The sequence below is a fragment of the Amycolatopsis sp. NPDC104775 genome (assembly GCF_055583325.1).
This window is the reverse complement of record NZ_JBVJOE010000010.1, coordinates 101976-128808: the sequence shown is the minus strand read 5'-3', so window position 1 is coordinate 128808 and position 26833 is coordinate 101976. Positions and strand designations below refer to the sequence as shown.

General features: G+C 69.8%; 33 protein-coding genes. 16 read left to right on the top strand and 17 right to left on the bottom strand.

Annotated features, from left to right (window positions below):
* Nucleotides 1-444 precede the first annotated feature (444 nt).
* Entirely contained in the window at nucleotides 445-795 is a 351-nt protein-coding gene (locus ACZ63D_RS34825; RefSeq protein ID WP_465358760.1) for a DUF5997 family protein, read from the bottom strand.
* Between the two features lie 71 nt (nucleotides 796-866).
* Here ACZ63D_RS34825 and ACZ63D_RS34820 point away from each other — a divergent pair, with 71 nt between their 5' ends.
* Complete coding sequence (locus tag ACZ63D_RS34820; protein WP_465358579.1) at nucleotides 867-1601, top strand: LysR substrate-binding domain-containing protein; 735 nt, start codon at nucleotides 867-869, stop codon at nucleotides 1599-1601.
* A 9-nt stretch (nucleotides 1602-1610) separates the two neighbouring features.
* On the top strand, nucleotides 1611-2405 hold the full coding sequence (locus tag ACZ63D_RS34815; protein WP_465358578.1) for an SDR family NAD(P)-dependent oxidoreductase: 795 nt from the start codon (nucleotides 1611-1613) through the stop codon (nucleotides 2403-2405).
* Between the two features lie 333 nt (nucleotides 2406-2738).
* Here the strand turns inward: ACZ63D_RS34815 and ACZ63D_RS34810 are convergent, their stop codons facing one another.
* Both ACZ63D_RS34810 and ACZ63D_RS34805 read right to left on the bottom strand, forming a co-directional pair.
* Entirely contained in the window at nucleotides 2739-2876 is a 138-nt protein-coding gene (locus ACZ63D_RS34810; RefSeq protein ID WP_465358577.1) for a hypothetical protein, read from the bottom strand.
* Nucleotides 2873-3109: a hypothetical protein gene (locus tag ACZ63D_RS34805; RefSeq protein WP_465358576.1), complete on the bottom strand. Its 237-nt coding sequence runs from the start codon at nucleotides 3107-3109 to the stop codon at nucleotides 2873-2875. Before ACZ63D_RS34805 ends, ACZ63D_RS34810 begins: the two co-directional genes overlap by 4 nt.
* 236 nt (nucleotides 3110-3345) lie before the next feature.
* Here ACZ63D_RS34805 and ACZ63D_RS34800 point away from each other — a divergent pair, with 236 nt between their 5' ends.
* On the top strand, nucleotides 3346-4029 hold the full coding sequence (locus ACZ63D_RS34800) for a TetR/AcrR family transcriptional regulator (RefSeq protein WP_465358575.1): 684 nt from the start codon (nucleotides 3346-3348) through the stop codon (nucleotides 4027-4029).
* A gap of 76 nt (nucleotides 4030-4105) precedes the next feature.
* Here the strand turns inward: ACZ63D_RS34800 and ACZ63D_RS34795 are convergent, their stop codons facing one another.
* Nucleotides 4106-4936 (bottom strand): SAM-dependent methyltransferase, encoded by an 831-nt coding sequence (locus ACZ63D_RS34795; protein WP_465358574.1) that lies wholly within the window; start codon nucleotides 4934-4936, stop codon nucleotides 4106-4108.
* A gap of 147 nt (nucleotides 4937-5083) precedes the next feature.
* Here ACZ63D_RS34795 and ACZ63D_RS34790 point away from each other — a divergent pair, with 147 nt between their 5' ends.
* A complete protein-coding gene (locus tag ACZ63D_RS34790) occupies nucleotides 5084-5512 on the top strand; it encodes a Fur family transcriptional regulator (protein WP_465358573.1) in 429 nt (142 codons plus the stop codon).
* Between the two features lie 23 nt (nucleotides 5513-5535).
* Nucleotides 5536-7779: a catalase/peroxidase HPI gene (gene katG, locus ACZ63D_RS34785; protein ID WP_465358572.1), complete on the top strand. Its 2244-nt coding sequence runs from the start codon at nucleotides 5536-5538 to the stop codon at nucleotides 7777-7779.
* 100 nt (nucleotides 7780-7879) lie between these two features.
* On the opposite strand, the gene ACZ63D_RS34780 is transcribed toward katG, so the two are convergent.
* The 3 genes from ACZ63D_RS34780 to ACZ63D_RS34770 all read right to left on the bottom strand — a co-directional run bounded on the left by ACZ63D_RS34780 (nucleotide 7880) and on the right by ACZ63D_RS34770 (nucleotide 10314).
* Nucleotides 7880-8767, bottom strand: coding sequence for a C1 family peptidase (locus ACZ63D_RS34780; RefSeq protein ID WP_465358571.1), 888 nt, complete (start codon nucleotides 8765-8767; stop codon nucleotides 7880-7882).
* 241 nt (nucleotides 8768-9008) lie between these two features.
* Entirely contained in the window at nucleotides 9009-9689 is a 681-nt protein-coding gene (locus tag ACZ63D_RS34775; RefSeq protein ID WP_465358570.1) for a TetR/AcrR family transcriptional regulator, read from the bottom strand.
* 49 nt (nucleotides 9690-9738) lie between these two features.
* Complete coding sequence (locus tag ACZ63D_RS34770; protein ID WP_465358569.1) at nucleotides 9739-10314, bottom strand: TlpA family protein disulfide reductase; 576 nt, start codon at nucleotides 10312-10314, stop codon at nucleotides 9739-9741.
* Nucleotides 10315-10374: 60 nt separating this feature from the next.
* Here ACZ63D_RS34770 and ACZ63D_RS34765 point away from each other — a divergent pair, with 60 nt between their 5' ends.
* The 3 genes from ACZ63D_RS34765 to ACZ63D_RS34755 are packed head-to-tail and all read left to right on the top strand — an operon-like array spanning nucleotide 10375 to nucleotide 13384.
* On the top strand, nucleotides 10375-11541 hold the full coding sequence (locus tag ACZ63D_RS34765; RefSeq protein WP_465358568.1) for a sensor histidine kinase: 1167 nt from the start codon (nucleotides 10375-10377) through the stop codon (nucleotides 11539-11541).
* Nucleotides 11538-12989: a BTAD domain-containing putative transcriptional regulator gene (locus tag ACZ63D_RS34760; RefSeq protein ID WP_465358567.1), complete on the top strand. Its 1452-nt coding sequence runs from the start codon at nucleotides 11538-11540 to the stop codon at nucleotides 12987-12989. Before ACZ63D_RS34765 ends, ACZ63D_RS34760 begins: the two co-directional genes overlap by 4 nt.
* Complete coding sequence (locus tag ACZ63D_RS34755) at nucleotides 12986-13384, top strand: VOC family protein (protein ID WP_465358566.1); 399 nt, start codon at nucleotides 12986-12988, stop codon at nucleotides 13382-13384. The genes ACZ63D_RS34760 and ACZ63D_RS34755 overlap by 4 nt, the downstream gene beginning before the upstream one ends.
* Here ACZ63D_RS34755 and ACZ63D_RS34750 read toward each other — a convergent pair.
* The 7 genes from ACZ63D_RS34750 to ACZ63D_RS34720 all read right to left on the bottom strand — a co-directional run bounded on the left by ACZ63D_RS34750 (nucleotide 13381) and on the right by ACZ63D_RS34720 (nucleotide 17899).
* On the bottom strand, nucleotides 13381-14238 hold the full coding sequence (locus ACZ63D_RS34750) for a hypothetical protein (RefSeq protein ID WP_465358565.1): 858 nt from the start codon (nucleotides 14236-14238) through the stop codon (nucleotides 13381-13383). The genes ACZ63D_RS34755 and ACZ63D_RS34750 overlap by 4 nt on opposite strands.
* On the bottom strand, nucleotides 14235-14543 hold the full coding sequence (locus ACZ63D_RS34745; protein ID WP_465358564.1) for a type VII secretion target: 309 nt from the start codon (nucleotides 14541-14543) through the stop codon (nucleotides 14235-14237). Before ACZ63D_RS34745 ends, ACZ63D_RS34750 begins: the two co-directional genes overlap by 4 nt.
* A complete protein-coding gene (locus tag ACZ63D_RS34740) occupies nucleotides 14540-14947 on the bottom strand; it encodes a YbaB/EbfC family nucleoid-associated protein (protein WP_465358563.1) in 408 nt (135 codons plus the stop codon). The genes ACZ63D_RS34745 and ACZ63D_RS34740 overlap by 4 nt, the downstream gene beginning before the upstream one ends.
* A 29-nt stretch (nucleotides 14948-14976) precedes the next feature.
* Entirely contained in the window at nucleotides 14977-15774 is a 798-nt protein-coding gene (locus ACZ63D_RS34735) for an ESX secretion-associated protein EspG (RefSeq protein WP_465358562.1), read from the bottom strand.
* Nucleotides 15771-16097 (bottom strand): hypothetical protein, encoded by a 327-nt coding sequence (locus tag ACZ63D_RS34730; protein WP_465358561.1) that lies wholly within the window; start codon nucleotides 16095-16097, stop codon nucleotides 15771-15773. The genes ACZ63D_RS34735 and ACZ63D_RS34730 overlap by 4 nt, the downstream gene beginning before the upstream one ends.
* A 16-nt stretch (nucleotides 16098-16113) precedes the next feature.
* On the bottom strand, nucleotides 16114-17271 hold the full coding sequence (locus tag ACZ63D_RS34725; protein ID WP_465358560.1) for a WXG100 family type VII secretion target: 1158 nt from the start codon (nucleotides 17269-17271) through the stop codon (nucleotides 16114-16116).
* Between the two features lie 88 nt (nucleotides 17272-17359).
* The gene (locus tag ACZ63D_RS34720) at nucleotides 17360-17899 is read right to left on the bottom strand and encodes a PadR family transcriptional regulator (protein ID WP_465358559.1); all 540 of its coding nucleotides are present in this window, start codon (nucleotides 17897-17899) and stop codon (nucleotides 17360-17362) included.
* Between the two features lie 70 nt (nucleotides 17900-17969).
* Between ACZ63D_RS34720 and ACZ63D_RS34715 the strand changes: the two genes are divergently transcribed.
* The 3 genes from ACZ63D_RS34715 (at nucleotide 17970) to mptB (ending at nucleotide 21300) form a co-directional block, all read left to right on the top strand.
* Nucleotides 17970-18908, top strand: coding sequence for a hypothetical protein (locus ACZ63D_RS34715; protein WP_465358558.1), 939 nt, complete (start codon nucleotides 17970-17972; stop codon nucleotides 18906-18908).
* Between the two features lie 132 nt (nucleotides 18909-19040).
* A complete protein-coding gene (locus ACZ63D_RS34710; RefSeq protein WP_465358557.1) occupies nucleotides 19041-19691 on the top strand; it encodes a superoxide dismutase family protein in 651 nt (216 codons plus the stop codon).
* Between the two features lie 160 nt (nucleotides 19692-19851).
* Nucleotides 19852-21300, top strand: coding sequence for a polyprenol phosphomannose-dependent alpha 1,6 mannosyltransferase MptB (gene mptB / locus ACZ63D_RS34705; RefSeq protein ID WP_465358556.1), 1449 nt, complete (start codon nucleotides 19852-19854; stop codon nucleotides 21298-21300).
* Here mptB and ACZ63D_RS34700 read toward each other — a convergent pair.
* Nucleotides 21297-21755: a VOC family protein gene (locus ACZ63D_RS34700; RefSeq protein WP_465358555.1), complete on the bottom strand. Its 459-nt coding sequence runs from the start codon at nucleotides 21753-21755 to the stop codon at nucleotides 21297-21299. The two genes, mptB and ACZ63D_RS34700, sit on opposite strands and share 4 nt — an antisense overlap.
* Between ACZ63D_RS34700 and ACZ63D_RS34695 the strand changes: the two genes are divergently transcribed.
* The 5 genes from ACZ63D_RS34695 (at nucleotide 21750) to ACZ63D_RS34675 (ending at nucleotide 25957) form a co-directional block, all read left to right on the top strand.
* On the top strand, nucleotides 21750-22406 hold the full coding sequence (locus tag ACZ63D_RS34695) for a TetR/AcrR family transcriptional regulator (protein WP_465358554.1): 657 nt from the start codon (nucleotides 21750-21752) through the stop codon (nucleotides 22404-22406). The two genes, ACZ63D_RS34700 and ACZ63D_RS34695, sit on opposite strands and share 6 nt — an antisense overlap.
* 9 nt (nucleotides 22407-22415) lie before the next feature.
* Nucleotides 22416-23099 carry a haloacid dehalogenase type II gene (locus ACZ63D_RS34690; protein WP_465358553.1) on the top strand — a complete coding sequence of 228 codons (684 nt, stop codon included), beginning with the start codon at nucleotides 22416-22418 and terminating at the stop codon, nucleotides 23097-23099.
* A gap of 26 nt (nucleotides 23100-23125) precedes the next feature.
* Complete coding sequence (locus tag ACZ63D_RS34685) at nucleotides 23126-24676, top strand: hypothetical protein (protein ID WP_465358552.1); 1551 nt, start codon at nucleotides 23126-23128, stop codon at nucleotides 24674-24676.
* Between the two features lie 79 nt (nucleotides 24677-24755).
* Nucleotides 24756-25370 (top strand): ClpP family protease, encoded by a 615-nt coding sequence (locus ACZ63D_RS34680; RefSeq protein ID WP_465358551.1) that lies wholly within the window; start codon nucleotides 24756-24758, stop codon nucleotides 25368-25370.
* Complete coding sequence (locus ACZ63D_RS34675; protein ID WP_465358550.1) at nucleotides 25367-25957, top strand: ClpP family protease; 591 nt, start codon at nucleotides 25367-25369, stop codon at nucleotides 25955-25957. Before ACZ63D_RS34680 ends, ACZ63D_RS34675 begins: the two co-directional genes overlap by 4 nt.
* A 48-nt stretch (nucleotides 25958-26005) precedes the next feature.
* Here the strand turns inward: ACZ63D_RS34675 and ACZ63D_RS34670 are convergent, their stop codons facing one another.
* Together ACZ63D_RS34670 and ACZ63D_RS34665 are read right to left on the bottom strand one after the other, a co-directional pair.
* On the bottom strand, nucleotides 26006-26353 hold the full coding sequence (locus ACZ63D_RS34670; protein WP_465358549.1) for a helix-turn-helix domain-containing protein: 348 nt from the start codon (nucleotides 26351-26353) through the stop codon (nucleotides 26006-26008).
* A gap of 66 nt (nucleotides 26354-26419) precedes the next feature.
* A complete protein-coding gene (locus tag ACZ63D_RS34665; protein WP_465358548.1) occupies nucleotides 26420-26653 on the bottom strand; it encodes a hypothetical protein in 234 nt (77 codons plus the stop codon).
* Nucleotides 26654-26833 lie beyond the last annotated feature (180 nt).

The window sequence follows — 26833 nt, the reverse complement described above, 5'->3', positions numbered from 1 at the left end:
ACGCCCCCCCACCCCCCCCCCCCGAACCGCAGGGAGGCTTCGTATCGGGGTGCAGGGAGGGGGCTGGGTGCCTGGACCGGTTGGGCGGGGCGGTGGCGGTTTTAGGGATGGGGGGCTAGCGCCCCCATCCGCCACGCCCGCCACGAGCCTGGGCAACGCTTCCCGCCCCGGTTGCGGAACTACGCGCGACGGCTGCCGAGAAACCTCATGGGGTGCCTCGCCGCGATCGGGCGGGGGTGGGTCGTGAGGGGAACCCTGGGGGAATCTGGCTGTGTGGGGGTGGCCCTCACGGCGGTTGAAGGTCGTGAGGGGGGCCCTGGGGGAATCTGGGTGTGTGAGGGTGGCCCTCACGGCAGGCGAAGGTCGTGAGGGGAACCCTGAGGGAATCAGGGCGCGTGAGGGTGGCCCTCACGAAGTTCGCGTGGGCTGAGGGTCCTAAGTGGACTACTTGTCAGTTTGTTCCGCGTGCAGGCGGGCGGCTTCGCGGCGGACTTCGGCTTGGGTTTCGCGTTCGCGTTGCAGCCAGGTGGGGTTTTCGGTTTTCAGGGCTTCGATTTGCTCTGTCGTCAGTGCTTCGGTGACGCCGCCTCGGGCCAGGCCGCCGATGGAGACTCCCAGTTTCGCCGCTACTACTGGGCGCGGGTGCGGGCCGTTGCGGCGGAGGTCGCGCAGCCATTCTGGGGGGTCGGCCTGCAGGGCGTTCAGTTCGTCGCGCGAGACGGTGCCCGCGCGGAACTCTGCGGGGGTCGCTTCTAGGTAGACGCCCAGCTTCTTCGCTGCCGTCGCCGGCTTCATGGTCTGGGGGGTCTTCTGCGCCGTCATGCCCACCAGCGTAACCGGCGGTCCCGCGCCGGTAGCCTTGCCACGTGACAGGAGCCGACCAGGCCTCGGTGTTCCGGCTCGCCTACGTTCCGGGTGCGACTCCCGCGAAGTGGGTCCGGATCTGGGGCGAACGCAAACCCGACGTGCCGCTTGACCTGGTCGCGGTCACCGCTGCCGAGGCTGCTGGCGTTGTACGCGAGGGCGGGGTGGACGCGGCGTTGCTGCGGCTGTCCGAGGATCGCGAGGGGTTGCACGCGATTCCGCTCTACACCGAAACAACCGTGGTCATCGTGCCCAAGGAGCACCTGGTCGCGGCGGCTGACGAGGTGTCCATTGCGGACCTCGCGGACGAGCTCGTGCTGCATCCGCTCGACGATTCTCTCGGCTGGGACGAGCTGCCGGGCAAAGCCGCGCTGGAGCGGCCGGAGACGACGGGGGACGCGATCGAGCTGGTGGCGGCTGGCGTCGGGGTGGTGCTGGTGCCGCAGTCGCTCGCTCGGTTGCACCATCGGCGCGACCTCACTTATCGGCCGGTCGTGGACGCGCCGCAGTCGCGGGTCGCGTTGTCCTGGCCGGAGGGTGAGACCAGTGAGCTGGTCGAGCAGTTCATCGGCATCGTTCGCGGGCGCACGGTGAACAGCACCCGAGGACAGCAGGAAACGCAGGCGAAGACGGGCAAGGCGGCTCCGGTCAAGAAGAAACAGCCGCAGCGCGAACCGGACCGTCGGCGGAGCGGGCCCAAGTCTGGCGGGCGCGGCAAGCCTCGCCGTCGTCGTTGAGGGGGAACTGTGGATCTCGGGTTGAAGGGCAAGAGCGCGGTCGTCACGGGGGCGAGCCGCGGGATCGGGCTGGCGGTCGCCGAGGTGCTCGCGGCGGAGGGGGCTGACCTCGCGCTCGTCGGCCGGGACGTCGAGGCGCTTGCCGCCGCGGTGGAGAGCGTCGGAAGGCACGGTACGAAGGTTGTCGCGGTGCCGGCCGACACCACGGACGACGCCGCGGTCGCGGCCATGGCGGAGCGGGTCAAGGCGGAGTTCGGTGCGGCGGACGTGCTGGTCAACTGCGCGGCTCCGGCGTCGAGCGGGGTTCGGACGCCGCTCGACGACCTGCGCGACGAGGAGCTGCGCGTCGAGATCGAGACCAAGGTGCTCGGTTACCTCCGCTGCGCCCGTGCGCTCGCGCCGGGGATGCGGGAGCGCGGCTGGGGACGGATCGTGAACGTCAGCGGGCTCAACGCGCGGCTGGCCGGTTCGACGTTCGGGTCGATTCGCAACGTCGCGGTCGCGGCGATGACTAAGAACCTCGCCGACGAGCTGGGGCCGCGGGGCATCACCGTGACGGTCGTGCATCCGGGCTACACGGTCACCGAGCGCACGCCTGAGCAGTTCGCCAAGATCGCCGCGGCGCGCGGGATTTCCGTGGCGGAGCTGGAAAAGAATCTCGCGGCCGGGGTGAGCATCGGGCGGTTGGTGACGGCGGCCGAGGTGGCGGACGTGGTGGCGTTCCTGGCGTCCCCGCGCAGTGTGGCGATTAATGGCGACGCTATCGCGGTCGGCGGCGGTGTTCCCGGGCAGATTTATTACTGACGATCTGGGCTTTCCGTTGCTGGAATTAGTGGCGGAGAGTCGACGGCATGTTGCCTAAAAGCATTCGTGGCATTTTCGCGAAGCTGGATTGGCGTCGGACGGCAGTTGTCACCGTTGATTCTTTGCGCGATTGCGGGAGGAGTGGTGGGGAACTGGCGAAAGGCGCGAGCCAGCGTGGGTCAGCCGCGAGTGGCTCCTGTCCAGGGCAGCATTCATCGCCAGAAGGCGGTGCAAAGTTCACCCGGACGAGTGCAGTATCGAAGGCGCAAACCGGTGACACTGAATTGGCCTAAGCACGTGCGAGCGCGACGGTCCGGGGGCGAACCGAACCGGCTAGTTGCCAGTGCCGGACTTCTCCTCCTCCGCCCTGCCCTTGCCGCCCGCGGGAATGTCCTCTTCGGACCAGTCCAGCCCGGCTTCGGCGACCACGCCGTCGAAAATCGGGGTGGCCACGGACTGTTCCGCGCTCATGACGAGCTCACCACGTCGATGATCGCGTCGGCCGCGATCCATTGCGGGGCCGCGTCTCTCGCCTGGCCGTCGACCTGGACCGGGACCCAGGTGACCGCGGTGTCGTCGTCGGTGACCGGGGCTCCGGTGACCACCCCGCGCCGGCACAGCTGGCGCCTGCCGGTGCGCTGGCCGACCAGGTAGATGACCCGGTGGCCGGTGGACAATTCGGGCCGGTGCTGTTCGCCGTCCATGTGTTCCTCCCTGCACGCCACCCTGGTGGGCGACGCTCGCTTCATCGACGCGACTCGCTCCCCTCGTGCCGATGACGCGTCCCCGGACCATGATCTGGATCACAATCACGCAACCGCCGCTGGGAAAGCGACCGCCACATCGAGGCAATCCCGACCACGGACAGTCATCCCGCCCTGCAAAAAGTAACAGGTACAGCGGCGTATCCGGTATGTGACCCGGCGATACACTCGCGCGGATGACGTCCTCAGGTACTCCGCCCGACGGGCGGGCCACCCGGTGGGCAGGGCAACGCGAACGCCGGCGCCGGGAATTCGTGGAAGCCGGAATGCGCGCGATCGCCCGGTACGGGCCCGAGGTGTCCACCGAGCAGATCGCCGACGAGGCCGGGGTCGCTCGCACGCGCATTTACAAACATTTCGCCGACACCGCGGATCTGCAGCGCGCTATCGCGTTGCGCGCGGCGGAAATGATCGGCGCGCAATTCACTCCGCTGTGGGGAGTGTCCGGAACTCCGCGCGAGATGGTGCACGCGACGATCGGCGCGCACATCGACTGGCTTTCCGAACACCGCGAGCTTTACCAATATCTGATGCGGCAGTCGGTGACCGGGCCGCGCGACGTCGTCGCGGACGTGAAGACCGCGATCGCCCGGCAGCTGACCGTACTGTTCGAGTACTACCTCGGCCTGTTCGGCGCGGACCAGCGCGTCGGCGAGACCATCGCCTACGGTCTGGTCGGGCTGGTCGAATCGAGCACCGCCCACTGGCTCGACGCCCCGCGCGGCATCGGCCGCGACGACCTGCGCCAGCTGCTCGCCCGCTGGGTCTGGTCGATCCTCGACGACACCCTGCGCACGGTCGGCGTCGCGCTCAACCCGGATTCGCCGTTGTCCGACCTGGATTACCGCATCCTCGACTGAGCGCGCCCGGCCGAGCGAGAAAAACCTCCCCGCGGGAATCCCGCGGGGAGGTCTCGAAACCGGCGAAGCGAGTGCGTCAGGCCTTCCGGCCGACCCCGCCCGCGATGCACTCCTGCACCTGGTTCAGCGGCTGGTACCGCGGGCCGTCCGGCCACCAGTCGTCGCACAGCACCAGGCCCGGCTCGACCAGTTCGGTGCCGCCGAACATCCGCGCGATCTCCTCGTGCGTGCGGAAGACGCCGCTGCCCATCGGGCTGTGCGTGAACTTGTCCTCCATCTTCCGGGCGATCTCGCTGTGCTCGGGAGTCTGCGGGTCGAGGAAGTGCGCGATCACCACGAACGACCCGGACGGCAGCGCGTCCACATAGGTCTGCATCATCTCCGCGTAGTCGTCGCCGAGGTAGTGGTGCAGGGTTCCGTTGTGCAGCAACGCGATCGGCTTGGTCCAGTCGAGGAACTCGCGCGCGGTCTCGTTCTGCAGGATCTGCTCGGGCTTGAAGATGTCCGCGTCGATGAAGCGCGTGTTCTCGTTCTCCTCGAGCAGCGCGCGCCCGTGCGCGAGCACCACCGGGTCGTTGTCCACGTACAGCACGCGCGCCTCGGGGATGATCCGCTGCACGACCTGGTGCGTGTTCTCCGCGGTCGGCAGGCCGGAGCCGCAGTCGAGGTACTGGGTGATCCGGCCCTGGGTGGCGAGGAAGCGGCAGGCCCGGATGAGGAAGTTGCGGTTGGCCCAGGCCAGGTCGTTGACCTGCGGGGCCACGGTCCGGACCTGTTCGAGCACCCTGCGGTCGATCTCGTAGTTGTTCGTGCCGTTCAGGGCGGCGTCGTACACCCGGGCAATACTCGCTCGCGTGATATCGACTCCGACCGGGTGCGAACTGGGCGATTCGACGGCCTCGGTCATTTCTGGCGTCACCTCGGATGTGTCGGACGTCTCTTTGGTCTACTCACCGTAGACCTCCTTGGCTGTCAAGCGACCGCCAGGAGGAGGACACCCGGAGTGGGTGACAGATTCTTGATTCATTCCAGAAAATGCGGCAGACTCGACGGCATGCCGACGACCGCGGACTTCGAGCAGCTGCTGCGCGGAGTGCAGTTGCGGATCACGCGCCCCCGGCTGGCCGTGCTCTCCGCCGTGCACGCCAACGCGCACGCGGACACCGAGTCCGTCATCGGCATGGTGCGTGCGGATCTCGGCGAGGTGTCCCATCAGGCCGTTTACGACGTACTGCGCGCGCTGACCGAGGCGGGCCTGCTGCGGCGGATCCAGCCGCCCGGTTCGGTCGCGCGGTACGAGGCCCGGGTAGGGGACAACCACCACCACGTCGTGTGCCGTTCGTGCGGTGCCATCGAGGACGTCGACTGCGCGGTCGGGCAAGCGCCTTGCCTGACCGCTTCCGATGCACACGGTTTCGTCATCGACGAGGCCGAGGTCGTCTACTGGGGCCGATGCCCCGCCTGTTCGACGGCAGCTAACTGATTCTGAGTTCCGGAAGGATTCCCGTGTCTGACACCCCGAACGCCGAAGTCGGCGAGATGAATGAGGAGACCGCGGGCGGGTGCCCGGTCCACACGGGCCGCTTCGCGCACCCGACCGAGGGCGGCAGCAGCCGTGACTGGTGGCCGAACCAGCTCAACCTGAAGATCCTCCGGAAGCATCCCGCCGTGGCGGACCCGATGGGCGACGGCTTCGACTACGCGAAGGAATTCCAGAGCCTCGACCTCGACGCGCTCGCCCGCGACGTCGACGCGGTGCTCACCGACTCCCAGGAGTGGTGGCCTGCCGACTTCGGCAACTACGGCCCGCTGTTCATCCGGATGGCCTGGCACAGCGCCGGCACGTACCGGATCGACGACGGCCGCGGCGGGGCCGGCGCCGGGCAGCAGCGGTTCGCGCCGCTGAACAGCTGGCCGGACAACGGGAACCTCGACAAGGCGCGCCGTCTGCTGTGGCCGGTCAAGAAGAAGTACGGCAAGAAGATCTCGTGGGCCGACCTGATGATCTTCGCCGGCAACCGCGCGCTCGAGACGATGGGCTTCAAGACCTTCGGCTTCGCCGGCGGCCGCGCCGACGTGTGGGAGCCGGACGAGGACGTCTACTGGGGCCCGGAGCGCACCTGGCTCGGCGACGAGCGGTACAAGGGCGACCGCGAACTGGAGAACCCGCTGGCAGCGGTCCAGATGGGCCTCATCTACGTGAACCCGGAAGGCCCGAACGGCAACCCGGACCCGATCGCCGCGGCGCGCGACATCCGCGAAACGTTCGGCCGGATGGCGATGAACGACGAGGAGACCGTCGCGCTGATCGCGGGCGGGCACACCTTCGGCAAGACGCACGGCGCGGCCGACGCGGACGTGCACGTGGGCCCGGAGCCGGAAGGCGCCTCGATCGAGCAGATGGGCCTCGGCTGGAAGAACAGCTTCGGCAGCGGCAAGGGCCGGGACGCGATCACCAGCGGGCTGGAGGTCACCTGGACCCCCACCCCGACGAAGTGGAGCAACTGGTTCTTCCACAACCTCTTCACTTACGAGTGGGAGCTGACCAAGAGCCCGGCGGGCGCGCACCAGTGGAAGCCGAAGAACAACGCCGCCGCGAACACCGTGCCGGACCCGGAGACCGGTGACCTCAACCGGGCGCCGAGCATGCTGACCACCGACCTGGCGCTGCGCTTCGACCCGATCTACGAGCCGATCTCGCGCCGGTTCTACGAGAACCCGGACCAGTTCGCGGACGCCTTCGCCCGCGCCTGGTTCAAGCTCACCCACCGCGACATGGGCCCGATCCAGCGCTACCTCGGCCCGCTCGTGCCGCGGGAAGAGCTGATCTGGCAGGACCCGGTCCCGGCCGTCGACCACGAGCTGGTCAACGACGCGGACGTGGCGGACCTCAAGGCGAAGATCCTCGAGTCCGGCCTTTCGGTGTCGCAGCTGGTGTCCACCGCCTGGGCGTCGGCCTCGACCTACCGGCACAGCGACAAGCGCGGCGGCGCGAACGGCGCCCGCATCCGCCTCGAGCCGCAGCGCGGCTGGGAGGTCAACGAGCCGGACGAGCTGGCGCAGGTGCTGCGTACGCTCGAGGGCGTCCAGGAAGCGTTCAACAGCGCGCAGACCGGCGGCAAGAAGATCTCGCTCGCCGACCTGATCGTGCTGGCCGGCGCGGCGGGTGTGGAGAAGGCGGCGAAGGACGGCGGCGTCGACATCACCGTTCCGTTCACGCCGGGCCGCACCGACGCTTCGCAGGAGCAGACCGACGTCGAGTCGTTCGCGCCGCTCGAGCCGAAGGCCGACGGGTTCCGCAACTACCGCGGCAAGGCCAACGCGCTGCCGTCGGAGTACCTGCTGGTGGACAAGGCGAACCTGCTCAACCTGAGCGCGCCGGAGATGACCGTGCTGGTCGGCGGCCTGCGCGTGCTGGGCGCGAACTACCAGAACTCGACCGCCGGCGTCTTCACCGACCGCCCGGGCACGCTGACGAACGACTTCTTCGTCAACCTGCTCGACATGGGCACGGAGTGGAAGCCCGCCGACGGCGAGGGCCCGAACGCGGAGTCCTTCGAGGGCCGCGATCTCGCCACCGGCGAGGTCAAGTGGACCGGCACCCGCAACGACCTGGTGTTCGGGTCGAACTCCGAACTGCGCGCCGTCGCCGAGGTCTACGGCTGCGACGACGCCAAGGAGAAGTTCGTCCGCGACTTCGTCGCCGCGTGGCACAAGGTGATGAACAACGACCGGTACGACCTGGTCTGAGTTTCCTGACCGGCTGACCGGCTGACCGGCTGATCGGCAAAGGGCTCCTTGCGGGAATTCCCGCAAGGAGCCCTTCCGCGTTGTCCGGAGAAAGCGCGGGTCAGCCCTGGACGAGCTTGCCCATCGCGTTGACCTCGTCGACGTCGCCGGTGTTGAAGAACGACCACGGCACGGTCACGAAACCGCTGTCGCCCCAGCCGGATCCCCAGCTGTTCTCGATCTTCACGCCCTGGTCGTTGTAGGCCACGATGGTCACCTCGTGCCCGCCGACGACCGGGTCGCTGTTCGAGTCGCCGGGCAGGTACGAGTAGTCGCTCGCGGTCGAGGAGTCCAGGTTCATAAAGCTCTGGTGCACGGTGAACCCGATCGCGACCGGCTCGCCCTGGGAAATGGCGTTCTCGATGTCGGACCGCGCCGCGTCGCCGCTCGTCGACAATTGCGTGTAGCCGGACAGCTTGTAGTGCGCGGCATTCGCCCGCTCATTCTGGTCGGGCTGGGTGGTGTAGTCGAAATCGCCCTGCCAGTAGTCGGATTTCGTGTCGATGCCCTGCTTCTGTTCCATCGGGAGCGCGACGCTCGCCCAGGTGCCCTGGTCGTTGCCCTTGGCGATCTGGGAGTAAATGAACATCGGGGCCATCGGGCCGCCGCTGATGCCCTGCTCGTTCATCAGCACGCCGTAGCCGGTGTAGCCGGTGGCCCAGGTGACGCACGAGCCGACCTGGCCCTGGTCGCCGGGAGCGTTGGCGTACTGGGTGAGGTCGCCGCTGGAGGGCAGTTCGGCCGTGGCGCGCTGGTGCACCGGGAGCGCGGAGTTCGCGTGGGCGTGCATCTTGGCCTGCGAAGCCTTGAGCCCGGCGACGTTCAGTCCGAGGCCGTGCTTGAGGTGGTGCTGGGCCGAGGCCGCGGAGGCGGGAGCCGCGCCCATCGTCGCGGCCAGGCCGGCCGCGGCGAGCAGGGAAACGAGTGCGGACGTTTTTCTGATCTGCATTCTGGAACTCCTTATAGGCATGCAGAAAAAGAAACCGGAAAGGGTGGGGAGGTGGATCCGACCACAGCAAAGGTAGATCGGCGGAAATTTTCCGGGAACCTACGAAAGGAGGGAACGCATCAAGTGCGGTATTTGGCGGGGTTGATCAAACGGACATTGCGCCCGTTATCGCCGCTATTCCGGCGTACTGGTCCATTATGGACCTTTTGAGAAACCCTTGTGCGGCAGTGGTTTGAACCATTCAGTCGGGGAGCGGGGTGGTCCGCGCGCCGTTGAGGAGTGCGTCGATCGCCCATCGCGAACGCGTGTCTCCGTTGCCGGAGAAGAGGTTCTGGCCCGCCGCGGCGATATTCGGATGCGTTTCCGGCGAGAGGCCGCGGATGGTTTCGGCGAGCCGGTCGTGCTGCCGCTGCGCGTCCGGGCGGTCCTTGTGGGTGCTGTGCTCGACCGCGCTGGCGGTGGCGACGAGCAGCAGCAGGTCGACCGTCCACGCGGCCGGTCCGGACGGCACCCCGGCTTCGGCGAGCAAGCCGAGCACGGTGTCGACGACGGCGAGGTAGTTCGGCCCGTTCAACGAGGTCACGAGTGCGACGCGGGCGAGCCCGGGGTGGGCGTAGAGGACGTCGCGGTAGGTGGACATGACTGTCCACAAGCGACTCCGCCAGTCGCCTTCGGCGGCACCGGCGGCGGTCGGGACTTCGCCGAGGAGTTCGTCGAGCACCGCCGCGTGGAGTTCGTCGGTGTCGCGGACGTAGACGTAGAGCGAGGCCGGGCCGGTGTCCAGTTCCTTCGCGAGCCGCCGCATGGTGACGCGCTCGGCCCCTTCGCGGCGCACGACGTCGAGAGCGGCCGCGACGATGCCTTCGCGGCTCAGCGCGGGCTTGGCGGGCCGTTCCCGGCGGTTGTAGCCACTCGCGGTCATCCGTCCATGGTAGGCGCACGTCTCCGCAGCGGTCTGGACCTTGGCCGATCTACTCGGCGAGCACGCTGTCCAGGGTGGGCTGGACGTCGGTCCGCAGGACCGCGCCGAGGTAGACGGCCGCGACCCGCTGCTGCTTGTCCACGATCAGCGAGATCGGCACCGCGGTCAGCGGGAGGCCGCGCAGTCGCAGGGCGACCCGGCCGGAGGGGTCGAAGATCGATTCGTAGCTGAGCCGGAGGTCTTTGACGAAGTCGGCGGCATACTTCGGGTTGTCGCGGACGTTGATGCCGAGCACCCGGATCCCGCGGGACCGGCCGGAATCGGCGATCTCCTGCAGGGTGTGCGCTTCGGCGCGGCACGGCCCGCACCAGGCTCCCCAGAGGTTGAGCAGGACGACTTTCCCGGAATAGTCGGCCAGCGAGAGGTCTTTGCCGGGCTCGCGCAGGCTCTGGCCCTTGAGGTTGGCTGCCTTTTTGCGCTGCGGCACGGGATAGTGGATGGTCGTCTGCCCGCCCGGCGAGACGAATTCGAAGGTGTCTGAGCGACCGACCGCGTCCTTGCCGGTCGCGCACGCGGTGAGGGGCAGCAGCAGGATCAGCACAAGGGAGAGCCGGGCGAAGCGCACGCGGCATGGTATCGCCGATACCCCCGGCGGCTCGCGACGCGGTTTTCTAGGCTGGACCCCGTGTGGGAGACGGCGAAGAACCGGTTGCGGGGCAGGCTGGCGGACGGCTTGGCCCGGTCCGGGCTGACGCTGCCCTGGTGGGTCCCGCTGGGGACGACCGCCTTCTCGGTGGTCGGGCTGATCGTCGCGGTCGGGCAGCGGGCCGGGTCCGCGCTGCCGGTGTCGATCGCCGGGTTTCTGCTGGTCATGTCGTCGACGCTGCTGTGGGTGTGCACCGGGCGGCTCGCGCCGTCGTGGTTGAAGGCGCTCGCGACGATCGCCGGGGTCGGGCTGCTGCTGACCAGTCCGGTGGTGGCGGACTTCGCGCCGATGGCGCTGATCGTGCTCGGCGGCGAACTGGGGTCCATCGCCTCGGCCCGGGTCGTGTTCGCGGCGACCGCCGGGTCGATCGCGGTGCTCGGGGCGGCCGCGCTGACCGTCGGGCTGGTCGGATTCCCCGTGTACGTGCTGGCGGTGCTGGTCGGGACGGCTGCCGGGTTCATGCTGCGCTGGTACGTGCGCGCGCTGGACGCTGAGCGCGGCAAGCAGGAGGCCGTGCGCGAACAGGCGAGGCTCGGTGAACGGCAGCGGATCGCGCGCGAGGTGCACGACGTGGTCGCGCATTCGCTGAGCATCACGTTGCTGCACGTCACGGGCGCGCGGCACGGGTTGCGCACGGATCGCGACGTGGACGAAGCCGTCGCGGCGCTCACCGAGGCGGAGCGGATCGGGCGGGCGGCGATGGCCGATATCCGCCGCACGGTTGGATTGCTCGCACAGGAGTCGCCGGGGACGCGGCCGTTGCCCGGTGCGGGCGACATCGCGGACCTGGTGGCCGAAACGGGCGCGGCCGGGCTGGTCGCGGACTACGAACTGGAGGGCGACGTGACCGCGGTCGACACCACGGTGGGGCTGGGGCTCTACCGGATCGCTCAGGAGTCGCTGGCGAACGTGGTCAAACATGCTCCGGCGGAGAAGGCGTTGGTACGGCTGGAGATCGGCGCGACGGATGCCCGGTTGACTGTCCGCAATGGACACGACGGTGGCGCGCGGAACTCGGGCGGCTCGGGGCTGGCTGGCATGGCGGCGCGCGCGGAGCAGCTGGGCGCGCGGCTGTCCGCCGGGCCGGAGGGCGGCGAGTGGGTAGTGGACGTGACGGTGCCGTTGGCGCGGGGAGCGGTGTCGTGACCGCTGCGTCCGGGGAAACGCGGGTACTGCTCGTCGACGATCAGGAGTTGGTGCGGTCGGGGTTGCGGCTGATCCTGCGCCGCCGCGACGGGTTCGTGGTGGCGGGGGAGTGCGCGGACGGCGACGAGGTCCCGGCCGCGCTCGAAGCGTCCGGCGGGGTCGATGTCGTGGTGATGGACCTGCGGATGAAGCGGGTCGACGGCATCGAGGCGACGCGACGGCTGCGCGCTTCCGGCCCGCGCCCGCCGGTGCTCGCGCTGACCACCTTCGACGACGACGAACTGCTCGCCGGAGTGCTGCGCGCGGGCGCGGTCGGGTATGTGCTCAAGGATTCTCCGGCGGAGGACCTGATCCGCGCGGTGCGAGCGGTCGCGATGGGCGAGGCGTGGCTCGATCCGGCGGTCACCGGACGCGTGCTCACCACCTACCGCGCGGCTGCTGCTCGTCCGGCGATGCCGTCCGGGCTGCTGACGCCGCGCGAACTGGACGTGCTGACGGCGGTGGCCCGGGGGCTGACGGACGCCGAAATCGCCGGAACGCTGGGGATTTCGACGGTCACGGTCGAGGCGCATTACGAGCGGGTGTGCGCGAAACTCCGCCTCCGCGACCGGGCGGCGGCCATCGTCTACGCCTTCGACCACGGTCTGGTCACCCCCGGCTCGGCCCCGGCCCCGGTCGGCCCGGACTCGTTGCGGTTCAGCGTGCTCGGCCCGTTGCAGGCTTGGCGGGGACCGAATCTGCTGGACCTCGGCCCGGTGCGGCAACAGGCATTGCTGGCGGCGCTGGTCCTGCGCCCCGGCGAGACGGTCAGTCCCGGGGAACTGCTCGACGGGGTGTGGGGTCTGGAACCGCCCGGGACTGGCGGCCGAGTGGTCCCGGTCTACGTGCATCGACTGCGTAAATGCCTGCGGGGAGCTGGGGAACGAACGGAAGACTCGGTCATCGGGAGCGATCGCGGCGGATACCGCTTCGCCGGGGAGCGAGCGCGGCTGGATGTCACCGAACTGACCGACCGGATCGCGGAAGCCACGACCGCTACCCGCGGCGGCGACCCGGCTGCCGCGGTCGATGCGTACGACGGTGCGCTGGCCCTGTTCCACGGCGAGCCGCTGGCCGGGTTGCCCGGTCCGTTCGTGGAGGGGGAGCGGTTGCGCTTGACCGAGCGGCGGCTGACGTTGGTGCAGGAGAAGGCCGTGCTGCAGTTGAAACTGGGGCGGACCGATGAGGTGGTGCATGAGCTGTCTGCGTTGCTGGCGGTGCATCCGCATCGGGAGCCGTTGGCAGTGTTGCTGATGCGGGCGCTCCATGGCGGTGGGCGCCGGGCTGATGCGCTGGCGGTGCACCGGCGGATGCGGGAGCGGTTGCGGACGGATCTGGACGTGGAGCCGGGGGCAGAGCTGGATCGGGAGCTGCGGGTGGTGCTCAGCTCGGATCGCGGTCCCTCGTGAGCGAACACGGGACTTTGCACCATGTCGAGTTGTGGGTGCCGGACCTCGGCCGCGCCGTCGCGTCGTTGGGATGGCTGCTGGAGGAGCTGGGATACCAGCAGTTCCAGGACTGGGACGCCGGACGCAGCTGGCGGCTCGGGCCGACGTATCTCGTGGTCGAGCAGTCCCCGGCGTTGACGGCGGACCGGCACGAGCGCTGTCGGCCGGGCCTGAACCACCTGGCTTTTCATGTCAAGGACGCCGCGACGGTCGAACAGCTGGCCGCCGACGCCGCCCGGCATGGGTGGCAACTGATGTTTCCGGAGAAACATCCCCATGCGGGCGGCGCGGAGCACTATGCCGCGTACTTGCAGAACGACGACGGCTTCGAAGTCGAACTCGTCGCGGCTAACTAGGCCTGCTGCGCTGAGCTGACCGGAGTGCGCTGCGGATACTGAGAATTCGGGTCATCCGAGTACTCCGGCGAACTCGCGTACTGCGCCCCCGAAGAAGACCCCGCCTCATCCCCAGAGCTGGACTTGGCGGCCTCGCTGAGCTTGCTCATCAGCTGGGTAGCCGCCTCCAACCCCTGCGTCACCGAGGTGATCAGCTGCAGCAGGTTCTCCGAATCCGACAGCAGCACCCCGAGCTTCTGCGCGATCTGCCCGCCGTACTGGGTAGCGATCGCCACTGCCTGCGGGATCGCCGCCGCGATGCTCGCGCCGAACGTCGCTTGTGCGGCGGCGAACGCCTGGGTCATCAGCTGGATGATCTGCCCGACGGCCTCCGAGATGAGCCCGCCGACCTCCTGCTGTGCCTTCGCGACCACCTTCCCCGCCCCGGTGGCCGCCTTGGCCATCGCGATGCCCGCTTGGCCGACCGCCTCGACGCAGTCCGCGTGCTGGGAGCTGTTGTCGCGGTAGCTCGAAGCCGACGAACCGCTCCATCCCGACGTTTCCGGGCCAGCGGACTGCCGGTAATCCTCCGCCACGGACGACACCTGCTGGCCGCCGCTTTCCATGCCCTGCGAGTGCGACGACACCGAATCCGGGTTGCCCTGCAGCTGTTTCAGCGGTTCTTCCAGGAACCGCACCAGCTCGGTGATCATCCCGAACCCGGCGGACGTCAAGGCCGCGAGCGGATCCTGCGACGCGCCGAGCAGGTCGAGCGCGGTAGTGGCGCCGCCGAGACCCGCGGACACCCAGTCGTGGTTTTCGACCGCCCGCGTGGTGGTTTTCAGGTCTGCCAGCAGCTGGCCGGAGTCGGTCACGGCAGGTCCTTTCCGGGCAGCGAAGCCGCGTTGCCCTGGTCGCGCCGCTCGTAGCTTTCCGCGGCCTGGGCGAGATTCGCGCTCACTGTGTCCACAGTGGACGAAGCATGCGAGACGGCGTCGTTGGTCTTGATGACAGCCGACTGGAGGCCCGCGGTGAGGAACTGCACGAAAACGCCGAGTGCCTGGTCTCCGAGGCCGGACGGGGCGCTGCGGGCGACGGTGCCGAGCCGGTCGGCCAGGTCGCCGACGGTGGCGGCGTGCCGGCGCAGTTGCGCGGGGTCGACCTCGAAACCGGCGGTCACGAGATGATCCCGGGGTTCGCGAAGTAGTCGTCCTCCTGGCGCGGCGCGGCGGGGGCTGCCTCGACCGGCAGGTTGTCGCGGACGAGCTGGAGTGCGGGGCCGTCGCCGACGTAATCGGTCATGATGTCCACGACCTGCGCGCCGGCCTGGCGGTGCGCGTCGTGCACGGTCGCCAGGATGAGCCGGGCGAGCGCGTCGGCTTCCAGCGCGCGGGCGGCAGGGCTCAGCCTCAGGTCGGTCAGTGCGCCGCTGGGGCCTACCTGCACCTCGACCTCGCCGCGCGGGGACGCGGCCCGGCCGCCGACGCGGGAAAGGCTCTCGCTGGCGGCTTCGGCGTTGGCCCGCATCCGGGAGAGGTTGTTCTGGTAGTCGGCGAGCCAGGCCGCCGAGTCTTGGATCGGCACGGAAAGTCCTCCGGTCGTTTTCGGTGCGGTCATCGCGGCCGCCGCGCGACGGTGGCCAGCTCGCCGAGGGCGAAACGCAGGTCGGCTGGGCGCAGCGAGTTCACGCTGAGCCAGCCGTCGCGCGCGGGGTTGACCCGGACGCGGCCGCGCGGGCCGTCCAGCCAGGACAGTTCGCGGCCTTCCCGGGTGCGCCCGTCGCGGGTCGCGCCGAGCTGACCGCTTCCGGTCAGCGGGACGACCAGGCCGACGAGGCTGTCCAGCGCCGCCGGGTCGCCGCCGCTGTCGCGGACGAGGTCGCGCAGCCGGTGGGCGCGGGAGACGTCGTCCTCGTCGTCGGTGAGCGCCATCGCCTCTTTGACCGCGTGCGCGGGCAGCGTGACCGGCATCGTGCGGGCCGCCTCCATCGGCGGGATTTCCGCGAGCACGGCGTCCACCAGCGCGGTCTCGTCGACCCGGCGCACCGAAAGCGTGCCGGCTTCGAGCCGCTGACGGCAGATCAGCGCTGAGGACCGGTAAACGAGTGCGGTGACGGCGGTCGCCCCCTCGGCGTCCGCCACCACCAAATCGACGATGCCGCGGCGTTCGCGCAACGCGGTCACGGCTTCCGCGGCGAGACCGTCCGGCCCGGATTCGTCCGCGAGACCGCGCGCCTGCAACGCCTGACCTGCGGTGGCGAACAGGATCTCGCGTTCGCCCTCGATCCGTCCGTAGGACGGCACCCGCAACGGAAACGGCCAGCTCGCCCCGGCGTGCATGGCCAGCAGATCGGCTTCGACAAGTCCGATGTGGACAGTCTCGTCGCCGGTGCGCGGCGCCACGGCGGTCATTCGGCTTGCCGTTCGAGCCGCTGGAACGCTTCCCGCACGCCGGATTCGTGTTCCTGGTAGCGCCGGATCCCGGCCCGCAGCGCCTCGTGGAATCCGGTCAGCTCGGTGTTCGCCGCTCCCAGTTCGCCGGTGAGCCCGGCGTGCCCGGCGGCCTCGCGCAACCGCTGCGCCAGGTGCAGCGCGGGCGGCGCGGTGCCGAGCCGCGGAAGCCGGTCGGCGAGCCGTCCCGCCGAACCGGCGAGTTCCCCGGTCTGCTCGCCGAGCCTGCCCAGCGCGGCGACCTGCCGGTCCAGTGCGTTCGGGGCGACCTCGTGGCCGGTCATCGAAAGCTCCTGTTCGTCACAGCCCGATCACCGGGCTGATGGTCTTGTCTTCGGGGTGCAGGAGCGGCTGGTCGAGCACCGGCATCTTGTTCTTGTGCTCTTCCTCCTCTTCCTGCGAAGCGTTCGCGCCGCGGCCGGGCAGCATGCCGTTCCCGTTGCCGTTCGCGGCGCGGGCGGCGGCCATCTCCGCCATCGCGGCGTTGCGGGCGAGCAGCGCGCTCTCCATGCCGAGCGTGGAGCGAAGTCCGGCGGACAGACCCGATTCGACCGGGGCCGCGGTCGTCAGCGCGCCCCACGGCATACCGCTGCCCGCGCCGGTTCCGGCTCCACCGAGCGGGCCGACGTAGCTCGAGGCACTGGTCGACTCGTCCGTGCCGTAGGAATCCGCGGTCGTCGCCCCGGCGGGCGGTGGATTGATCGCGCGCGAGCTCTTGTGCAGGCTGGCTTCGTAGCGCTGCATTACGTGCACGGCCACGGCTTTCTGTTCCGCCGCGGCGACATTCGAGGCGAACAGGCTGGCCCCGCCGCCCGCGACGGCACCGATCGCCGCGCCCATCAACGCACCCGGACCGGCGCCGATGCCGCCCGCGCCGGCTCCGAGGATCCCGCCGATGACCGCGCCCGCACCCGCTCCGGCCGCCGCGGCGGCGACTGCGCCCCCAGTCGGGTCGCCGGGCGGTTTCGGCATGGTGTTGCGCGCTACGGCGAGCGAATCGCCCGCGTTCTGGGCCGCGCCGCCGACAGTTCCGGCGCGGTCGCCGATCCCGGACGCGCGCTCGCCGAGCGAACCCAGCCGTCCGGACGCGCGTTCGGCCGCCTCTCCGCTCCAGTTCTCGTGCAGCGTCCCCTGCTGCGCCTTGAGCGAATCAGCGTGCGCGCGCATTTCCGAGCCGTGCCGCTGCCACTCCGCCGCGACCGTGCTGACGTCGCCGACATCGGCCTTCTCCCACAGCATTTGGTACAGCTGCTGGTGCGTGTAAGCGTTCCAGTTGGTGCTGCCGGGCGGGATCGGAGCCCCGAAGTAGCCCTCCCACACGTTGCGCAGCGCGGAAACCACCGGTTTGGCCAGGTCGCCGACCGGCCCCGCCTTGTCGAGTCCCGTGAGTGCCGAGTCCGCCAGGTCCTCCACCCCGGCCGACGCGGCGTCGATCACTGATCCGGATTCGCCGGTCATACCCCCACCTTCGCTTCTGCCCGGGAAGCTGCCGCCGGGCGCACGCGCACGGTAAGGGGAAGCGATGAAATCACGATGAAAGCTGTGATCATCGGGGCGGAACGAGGTCTCCGCTCTCGATCCGGGCCGCGGTGCGGGCGAGCCACGCGGCGTCGTGTTCGAGCCGCGAAACCAGGAAATGCACCTCGATCATCTGCATTTCCGGCACATCGGCGCTGTGGAGCGTTTCGGACAGCTCGCGGTGCTGAGCTTCGACCCGGTCCGCCCGGTCTCGCAAGAGGGTCACCGCACTCGCGGGCGGCAGTGCGCCGAGGTAGGCGAGCGCGATCAGGAACCGGGAGTCGAGGTTCGGGTCAGCGTCGCGCAGCTGCCGTTCGATCCGCCCGCGGAAATCGGCGAGACCCGCCTCGGTCAGCCGCACCGGCTGCGGGTCGCCGTCGCCGTCCGGTGCGACGAGGCCGTTCCGGGTCAGCGTGCCGACCAGCGTGTACACGGTTGACGTCTTCGGGTTCAGGAACGGATAGCGGGTGCGGAGTTCGCGCAGGAGCGCGTACTGGTGGCGCGGGGTTTCCACGAGCAGGCCCAGCATCGGCAGCACGAGCGGATTGTCGAGAGCGTTCGTCGGCACCGGGACAGGGTAGCGCACGGTAGTCGTATACGAGTACATTGCTCGTATACGACTACTGGAGGAGATGCTTGTGTTCACTTTTGGCGTGTGGCCCGGCGTGGTCAGCAGAGACCTGGTGCGGCTGGAAACCTTCATCGACGCGCCGCCGGAGGACGTCGAACGGACCGCGGAAGCGTTGCGGGACCTCGCGAAGGGCACGGAACGGTTCTATGTGCGGTGCTATCGCAGCTACCGGGGTCCGCACGAGCCGACGCCGCCGAACCCGGTGCCGTACCTCGGCGACGGACGGGTGGTCGACTACGTGCTCGGCTACGGCAGCCCGGAGGCCGACCCGGACGGGTTCGCCGCCGCGGTGCGCGCCGCGGTCGGCGAGGTCGCCGAGCTGGGCGGCGGAAAACTGCAGGTCTGTGAGGAGGTCAACGTGCCCGCGCCGCTGGACGGCGGCAACCCCGGCTGTTACGAAGCGCTCGGCGCCGGGCTCGCGGCGGCGCTGGACGAACGGGCGCGGCTGGGGGTCGACGTGGCGATCGGGTTCAACGCCGCGGTCGCGCTGCCCGGCGATCCGTTCTGGTCCGCGGTGCGCGCGGCGGTGGACCCGGAGGTGCTGGCCCGGGTGGATTTCCTGGGCCTGGACTTCTTCCCGGACGTCTTCCGTCCGGTGCCCGCCGACGCGTTGGCCGGTGCGGTGACCCATGTGGTGCGGTCGTTTCGCGCCTCCGCGACGGAGATCGGGATCCCGGCGGAAGTGCCGATGCACATCACCGAGACCGGCTGGCCGACCGGACCGGAGAATTCGGAGGAACAACAGGTTCGGGTGATGGAATCCGTGGCGCGCACGGTGTTCGGACTGGCTGCCGAGACCGGGGTGGACACCTACGAGATTTTCGGGCTGCGAGACGGGTTGTCGAGCGGTCCCCGGGAGAATCGGTTCGGGCTGCTGCGCGACGATTATTCCGCGAAACCGGTGTACGAGACGGTGAAGCGGCTGATCGCCGAATTCTCTTCCTGAACGGAGAGGGGCGAAAGGTGGACATTCCGCCGCGCGCAGGACCCGGTTAGTGCCATCTGGCCCCTGGTCACCGGGAAGGCGAGGCACGATTCTGGAGCGGTCAGAGATCACCAGTGCCCTCAGGGAGATACCGTGCGCAGAAAGAAATTGGTGGCAGGCGCGTTGGGTGCCTGCGCACTGGTCGTGGGCGTGGCGCCGGCGGCCAGCGGCTACGTCGGCGAGGGGCTGCCGGACACTGCCCGGCAGCCGGCCGGGGCGGCCTACCGCGACGGCGACTCCGCCTCCGCCACGTTGAAGGACGCCAAGGGCAACGAGGTCGGTTCTGCCTGGTTCACCGCCGACAGCCGCTCGCACGCAGTCTGGGTCGAGGTGTACCTCACTGGTCATTTCGCGCCCGGTTTCCATGGCATGCACGTCCACGAAAAGGGAAACTGCACTGTCGGCGATCCGAAAAACCCGTTCACCGCGGCGGGCGGCCATCTGATGCCGATGGACCACCACACCGGATTGCCGATCGGACAGCTGCCGTCGGTGCTCGTGCGGTCGAATGGCCGCGGCTACACGAAGTTCCTGCTGGACACCTTCACTCTGGATCAGCTGTTCGGTCCTAACGGGACCTCGATCATCGTGCACTCGAAGTCCGACAATTTCGCGAACATCCCCGCTGACCGCTACAGCGTCCGCAACGATCCCAACGCGCCGGTGCCGGACGAAAAAACCAAGGCGACCGGCGACGCCGGTTCCCGGTTCGCCTGCGGCGTGATCACCCGGGACCAGAACTGAGTCCTTTGTGGACTTTTGCCGGGCAAGGTCCGTGAGGGGAACCCTGGGGGAATCCGATTCCCCCAGGGGTCCCCTCACGGACGGTTAGCCGGGGTGGTGGCGCGGGGGCTGGAGGAGGCGGCGGCTACTACGATCGGCGCATGTCGTGCGCAGGTCTTCGATGAGTAGTCAGCCGGTCACGCTCTCGCGGCCCGTGCGGTTTTTCAGTTTCGCGTCCGCGGCGAGCCTGCGCTGGACCGGCTTTGGCGGCGTGCTGCTGCTGGCCGTCGCGGTGTACGCCGGGGCCGCCGGGATGACCGGGGTGCTGCCGTTCGCGGGCGGGATCGCTGGCGTCGGCCTGGTGGTGCTCGCGTGGGCGTTGCTCGGCGGGCGCGTCCTCGCTTCGGACGTCCCGGACGCGGGGTGGCTGAAGTGGACGCTCGCGTTGTGGTGCGGGCCGTTGCTCGTCGTGCCGCCGTTGTTCAGCGGGGACGTTTTCAGCTATCTCGCGCAGGGCGCGGTGGCCGCGCACGGATTTGACCTCAACGTCGTCGGGCCGCAGCAAGCGCTGGGCTCGGCGTCGGACATCGTCGGCCGGGTCAGCGTTTACTGGCGCGAGACGCCTTCGCCGTACGGGCCGTTGTTCGGAGTGGTCGAGCGGGTCATCGCGCAGGTGTGCGGCGGCAATCCGATCGTCGGCGTCGCGCTGCACCGGCTGGTCGAGGTGGCCGGGCTGGTGCTGATCGTGTGGGCGGTGCCGCGGCTGGCGGCCGCGGCGGGAGCGTCGCCGCGGGTGGCGTTGTGGCTGGGCGTGCTGAACCCGCTGGTTCTGTGGCATGTCGTCGCCGGGATGCACAACGATTCGCTGATGCTTGGCCTGATGGTGGCGGGTGTGGCGGTCGCGCTGGACGCGGTGGGCGACCGGATCCGCTGGTGGCCGCTCGCCGGCGGGGTGCTGCTCATCGCGCTCGGCGCGGAGGTGAAGGTGCCCGCACTGGTCGCGCTGGCCGCGGTCGGCACCGCGCTCGCCCGTCGCCGCGGCCGGATCGGCGAGTTCCTGCTCGCCGGCGCGGCGATGGTCGTCGTCTTCGCGGCGGTGTCCGCGGCGGTTTCGCTGGCGTCGGGGATCGGGTTCGGCTGGGTGTCCGCGCTGACGACCTCGGGGGCGGTCAACAGCTGGATGGCGCCCACGAACTGGTTCGGCTTCCTCGTCGGCGGAGTCGGTTCGCTGTTCGGCGCGCACATTACGCAGACGATGATCGGCGTCGGCAAAATCATCGGTTACGTGCTCACCGCGGCCGCGATCGTCGTCGTGCTGCAACGGCAATGGACTGGCCGGATCGACGCGGTCCGCTCGCTCGGGCTGATGCTGAGCGCGCTGGTGATTTTCGGGCCCGTCGTGCAGCCGTGGTACCTGCTGTGGGCGGTGGTTCCGCTGGCCGCGTCGTTGCCTGCCGGGCGCGTGCGATCCGTGGTGATCACACTCGTCGCGGTGTTTTCCGTCGTGCTTCCTCCGGTGGGCGGCAATTTCAGCGGGCGCGTGGGTTTGCTGGTGCTCGGGTATGCGATCGGGCTGGCGGTGGTGGTCGCGGCGTTTTTCGCGCTGCGCAAAACCTCCACAGTGGACTAACGCTGGCTGAGCCAGACCTGTTCGGCGGCTCGCGCGGACGCGATCGCGTCGTCGATCACCAGCGGTTTCGCCGGGTCGAGTGTGGTGTGGGATTCGGTGGTGTAGAAACGGACCTCGTGCCCGTCCGGGTCGTGCAGGCCGGGCAGGATCCAGCCGAGGGTCGCGAAGTGGACGCCCGCGTGCTGTTCGCCGCGGCGGGCGAGGTCGTCGGCAAGTGCGATCAAGCTGGCCCGGTCCGGGACGCCGAGGGAGAAGTAGTCGAACCCGGCCGCGGCGCGGGCGAGGTCCGGGTTGAGCACGAGGCCGAGGTCTGGCCCGCCGCGCGGATGCGTCATGGTGACCCCGGTCCGGCGGCCGTGCTGGCGGAATTCGAGGGTGATCGCGTAGCCGAGCCGGTCGGCGTACCAGGCGGTCGACCGGTCCAGATCGGCCACCGGCAGTTTCAGGTGATGCATCGGGTGAAAGACCAGGTCAAGGCCGATGCTCGAGCCGAGTTCGGTGCTGCCCGGATCGCGCGGACCGAGGCCCTTGTCGTCGCGGCGGCGCGGGAGCTGTTTCTGGAACACGGCTACGCGGCCACCGCGCTGACGCAGGTCGCGCGGCGCGCCGGGGTCGCGCCGAGGACTGTGTACGTCCGCTTCGGAACCAAGGCGGCGTTGTTCCGGCGAGTCGTCGACGAAGCGCTCGTGGGGGACGCGGAGCCGATCGACGTCGCGCATCGGCCGCGAGCGCGGGACGCGATGAGCGCGGCGACTCTCGCCGAACGGCTGACCGCGCTCGCCGACGTCGCGGTCGGAATCGCGGACCGCGCCGGAGCTTTGCTGGAGGTCGCGGCGCAAGCCGAGGGCGTGGAGGCGGAAATCGCCGAGGCGGCACAGTCTGGGCGGAGGGAAACGGCGCGGCTGTGCGAGGAATTCTGGTCCCGTGCAGCGGAGGACGGTCTGCTTGAGTCCACTGTGGACTTAGCGTGGCTCGCGAGCACAACGGACGCCTTGCTGTGCGCGGATACGTTGGTGCATCTGCGCCGAGTCCACGGCTGGTCCGCGGCGGAATACGGCCGCTGGTTGCGAGCGGCACTGGTTGCCCTGGGCGGAGCGTCCGGTTAGGTTGCGATCATGGACATCGAGGTGCTCGTGTTCGACGTGCTCGGCACACTGGTCGACGAACCGGCCGGAATCCGGGCAGGGATCCGGAAATTCGCGCCGTCGCTCGCGGACGCAGAGATAGAAGAGCTGCTTTCGGTGTGGCAGAAGCATGTCGAGCAGGAACAGAGCCGGATTGTCGCCGGGGAACGGCCGTTCGCCGCGAGTGCCGTCATCGACCGGGAAGCAGCGCAGGCCGTCGTCGATGCCGTCGGTGCTGGCGACGCGGCCGAGCTGGCGTTAGCGGCCCGGCAATTGCCGCCGTGGCCGGACACCGTCGAGGGGCTCGCCCGCCTTGCCGAACGCTTCCCGCTCGTCGGGCTGTCCAATGCGAGCCGAACCGTGCTGCTCGACCTGTGCGCGAACGCCGGACTGCGCTGGCACACCGTGCTGTCCGCCGAGGACGCCCGCACCTACAAGCCAGCTCCGGATGTCTACCGGCTCGCCGTCGACGTCGCTGGCCGCGACCCGGAGCGGCTGCTGATGGTCGCCGCGCACGCCTGGGACCTGCGCGGGGCGCGGGAAGCGGGGTTCCGGACCGCGTACGTCGGCCGTCCGGTCGGCGATCCGCCTGGCCCCGGCGACAGCTTCGACCTCCATGCCGACGGGCTGATGGATCTCGCCGCACAACTCGAGCGCGGGACGCGTCGCGACTGAGCCCGGAACGGGGCATGATCTCGGGCGTGACTGCGCCCCAGGTGACCGATCTCAGCGACTTCGAACGCAGCGTGGTCGAGTTCGCCCGGAACGGCAAGCTGCTCAACGCCCCTTCGATCGGCGTCGCCGAGCTGGCCGAAACCGAACGGCCGGAGCACCTCGTGCGCGCGGAGGTCTTCCGCGACCTGCTGCTGGGCAGGCACGGCGACCTCGATCCGCGCGGGATCATGCTGGCCCGGGCGCGCATCACCGGCGAACTGAACCTCGACGGCGCCTCCGCGGCGGCCGGGCTGATGCTGCTCACCTGTGTCTTCGACCAGCCGGTGCTCGCGCGCCAGGCGAGGTTGCCGCACCTGTACCTGATCGGCGGGCGGCTGCCGGGACTGCACGCCTCCCGGGTGCGGATCGAGGGCGACCTGCACCTGTCCGACCACGTGCGGATCACCGGGACGACCGCGGAAGGGGCGATCCGGCTGATCGGCGCGCGCGTCGGCGGAAGCCTGCTGTGCCGGGGCGCGGACATCTCCAATCCGAACGGGCCCGCGCTGGAGGCGAGTTCGGCGGAGCTGGGCAGCGGCCTGTATCTGCATCGGGGCACGCGGATCACCGGTTCGTCAGCCGACGGCGCGATCCACCTCAACGGCGCGTGCGTCGGCGGTCCGCTGGAATGCCAGAACATCACGGTCTCCAATGACCTCGGACCGGCCATCGAGGCGGACACCCTGACAGTCGGCCGCAGCATGCTGATCCGGGATTCGCACCTGAGCGGCAAGGGCGAGATCGGCGCGGTGCGGTTGCAGGGCGCGCAGATCGGCGGGCAGCTCGAGTTTTCCGCGACCACGCGCGTCACATCGCCCGAGGGCAGGCTGCTCGGGCTCTCCGACGCGAAGGCCACCACGGTGTTCATGCCGGACAAGCTCGTGTGCCCCGACGGCAGCACGAGTGCCGAATGCGACCATCCCGAACTGGCGTGGCTGGACGGATTCGCCTACACCGCCATCGATCCATCGTTCGGCTGGCGGCGCTGGCTGCATCTGCTTCGCTGCCACACCGAGTACTACGACGCCACCGGTTACCAAAAGCTGGCGGCGGTAGAACGGACCGCGGGCCACGACGGCAACGCGCGCACCATCCTGATCGCTCAGCAGGACGACCTGCGCCGCCGTTCGCCGGACGCTCTCGGCGGGCGGATGTCGCGAGTGTTCCACTGGATTTGGGGTGCCCTGGCCGGTTATGGCTACCGCGCCCGGCGTACCGCGGCGGCGTTGCTGCTCGCGCTCGTGGCCGCTGGTGCGCTCGGATTGTGGGCGGGGGCAACGGAAACCCAGCCCGGGCACCACGCGGCGGAACGGGTCGCGACCGGGGCGGCGTGTTCGCCGGTGGAACTGATCGGCCTGGGACTCGACCGGGGGTTGCCGATCGCGCCGACTGGTCTGCGGAGCCGCTGCGACCTCGACACAGCGAGTGTCGCCGGTCAGGTGTTCACCGGGGCGATCTGGGGCGTGCAGATCGCGGTGTGGGGGCTGGCGACGCTGGCGCTGGCCGGGTACACGAACCTGGTGCGCAAAACCGGCTGAGTTTCCACGCTGCTCACAGCAGATCTGCCGTCAGCGGCGAAGGCGGACACGGCCGGACGCGCGGCGGCACAGTCGAGGCATGACCAACGAATCGACTCCGCCGATGTTCGATCAGCGGCTCCGGGAACGGTTCCTGAGCCAGCGGGTCCTCGTGCTGGACGGCGTGCTCGACGACGACAACGGGACGGTCCTCGCGACCCAGATGCTGTCCCTGGCCGGAGAAGACCCGGTCAAGGACATCGCGCTGTGGATCCACTCGCCCGGCGGTTCGGTCCCGTCGATGCTCGCGATCCGCGACGTGATGCGGCTGGTGCCGTGCGACGTTTCGACGCTCGCGCTCGGCTTGGCGTGCAGCGCGGGGCAGTTCCTGCTGTCCGCGGGCACGCCAGGGAAGCGATTCGCCCTGCCGCACGCGCGCATCCTGATGCACCAAGGATCGTCGGGCATCGGCGGCTCGGCCGTGGAGGTCGAGGTACAGGCCGACGACCTGCGCTACACCCGGGACACCGTGCTGGGCCTCACCGCGCAGGACACCGGGCAGCCGTTCGACCGCATTTTCGCCGATTCCCTGCACGACCGGTGGTACACCGCCGCGGAGGCCAAGGACTACGGCTTCATCGACCAGATCGTCGACCGCCTGGAGCAGGTCGTGCCGGTGCGCACGCACGCGATGGGCCTGGGGGTACGCGCATGAGCACCTACACCATCCCGAATGTCGTGACCCGCAGCCCGGGCGGCGAGCGGATCATGGACGTCTATTCGCACCTGTTGTCCGAACGGATCGTGTACCTGGGCACGGCGATCGATTCGGGCGTCGCGAACGCGCTGATCGCGCAGCTGCTGTTCCTGGAATCGGACAACCCGGAACAGGAAATCAACCTGTACATCAATTCCGAGGGCGGCGACCCGGCCGCGATGCTGGCGCTCTACGACACGATGCGCTTCATCAAGGCTCCGGTGGCGACGACCTGCGTCGGCCAGGCGGTGGCCACGGGCGCGGTGTTGCTGGCCGCCGGTGCGGAAGGCCGCCGGTCGGTGCTGCCGCACGCGCGGGTGGTGCTGCATCAGCCCGCCGCGCAGGGGCGCGGGACGATCCCGGACCTGATCCTGCAGGCGGACGAGGTGATCCGGGTCCGGACCCAGCTGGAGCGGATCACGTCCCGGCACACCGGCCACGACGTGGAGCAGCTCCGGCACGACACCGACCGCGACCGGGTGTTCGACGCGGCCGGGGCGGTGGAGTACGGGCTGGCGGACCAGGTGATCGAAGCTCGTCCGTGAGGCGGGGTGCGCGGGCCGGCCTGGGGTTGCGGCCCGCGGCCTCGCCGTTCAGGCAGCCATCAGCACCGGCCCGGCCGGACGGCGTGCCGGGCGCGGGCCGACCACGCTGATCCGCCGCATGTCCCCGGCGATCCCGCTCAGCAGACCGGCGAGGCTCACCCCGAGCGCGCCGGTCACCGCGGCGATCATCTCGCTCGACGGTTCCTTCCGGCCGCGTTCGATCTCGGACAGGTACTGCGGCGAGATCCCGGCCCGCTCGGCGACGTCGACGAGCCGCTCGCCCTGGTTTTCCCGGGCGGCGCGGAGACTGCGGCCGAGCACCTCGCGCCACAGGGGTTCCGTCTCGTCGTCCCGGACGGGGGCGCGGCGCTGGTGGAAAGGAAGGATGTCCGCCATAGGCCCAGCCTGGCATCCGCCCGGCCCGCGGCGACAGCGGTTCCGCTCAGGGCAGAACGCCGCCGGTCACCCCACGGCCAGGCTGGCGAGCATGATCATGCCGAACACCAGCGCGAGCGCCGACACCCCGATGCCCACTCCGGACAGCGGCTTTCCGGTGCGCCGCCCGATGACGCCGACGAGGCCGCACGCCAGCCCGGGCAGGCCGAAGGGGAACGCGAGGTACGCCCGGATGCCGGACAGGTCGATCGGCAGCAGCGGGACCACGCAGCCGAGCAGGCCGAGCACCAGCGCCGTCACGCCGAGCCAGACGCCGTTCGCCGGTGGCGCCCATTGCTGGGCAGGCGGGTAGCCCGGGTACTGCGGGGCGTTCGGCTGCGCGGGCCAGGGCTGTCCGGGCCATGGCGCCGGTGGCGGCTGCGGGGGGGGGGTTCGGACGCTGGGCCGTCAGTCATCGGAAGCTCCTCGCCGTGCGCAAGA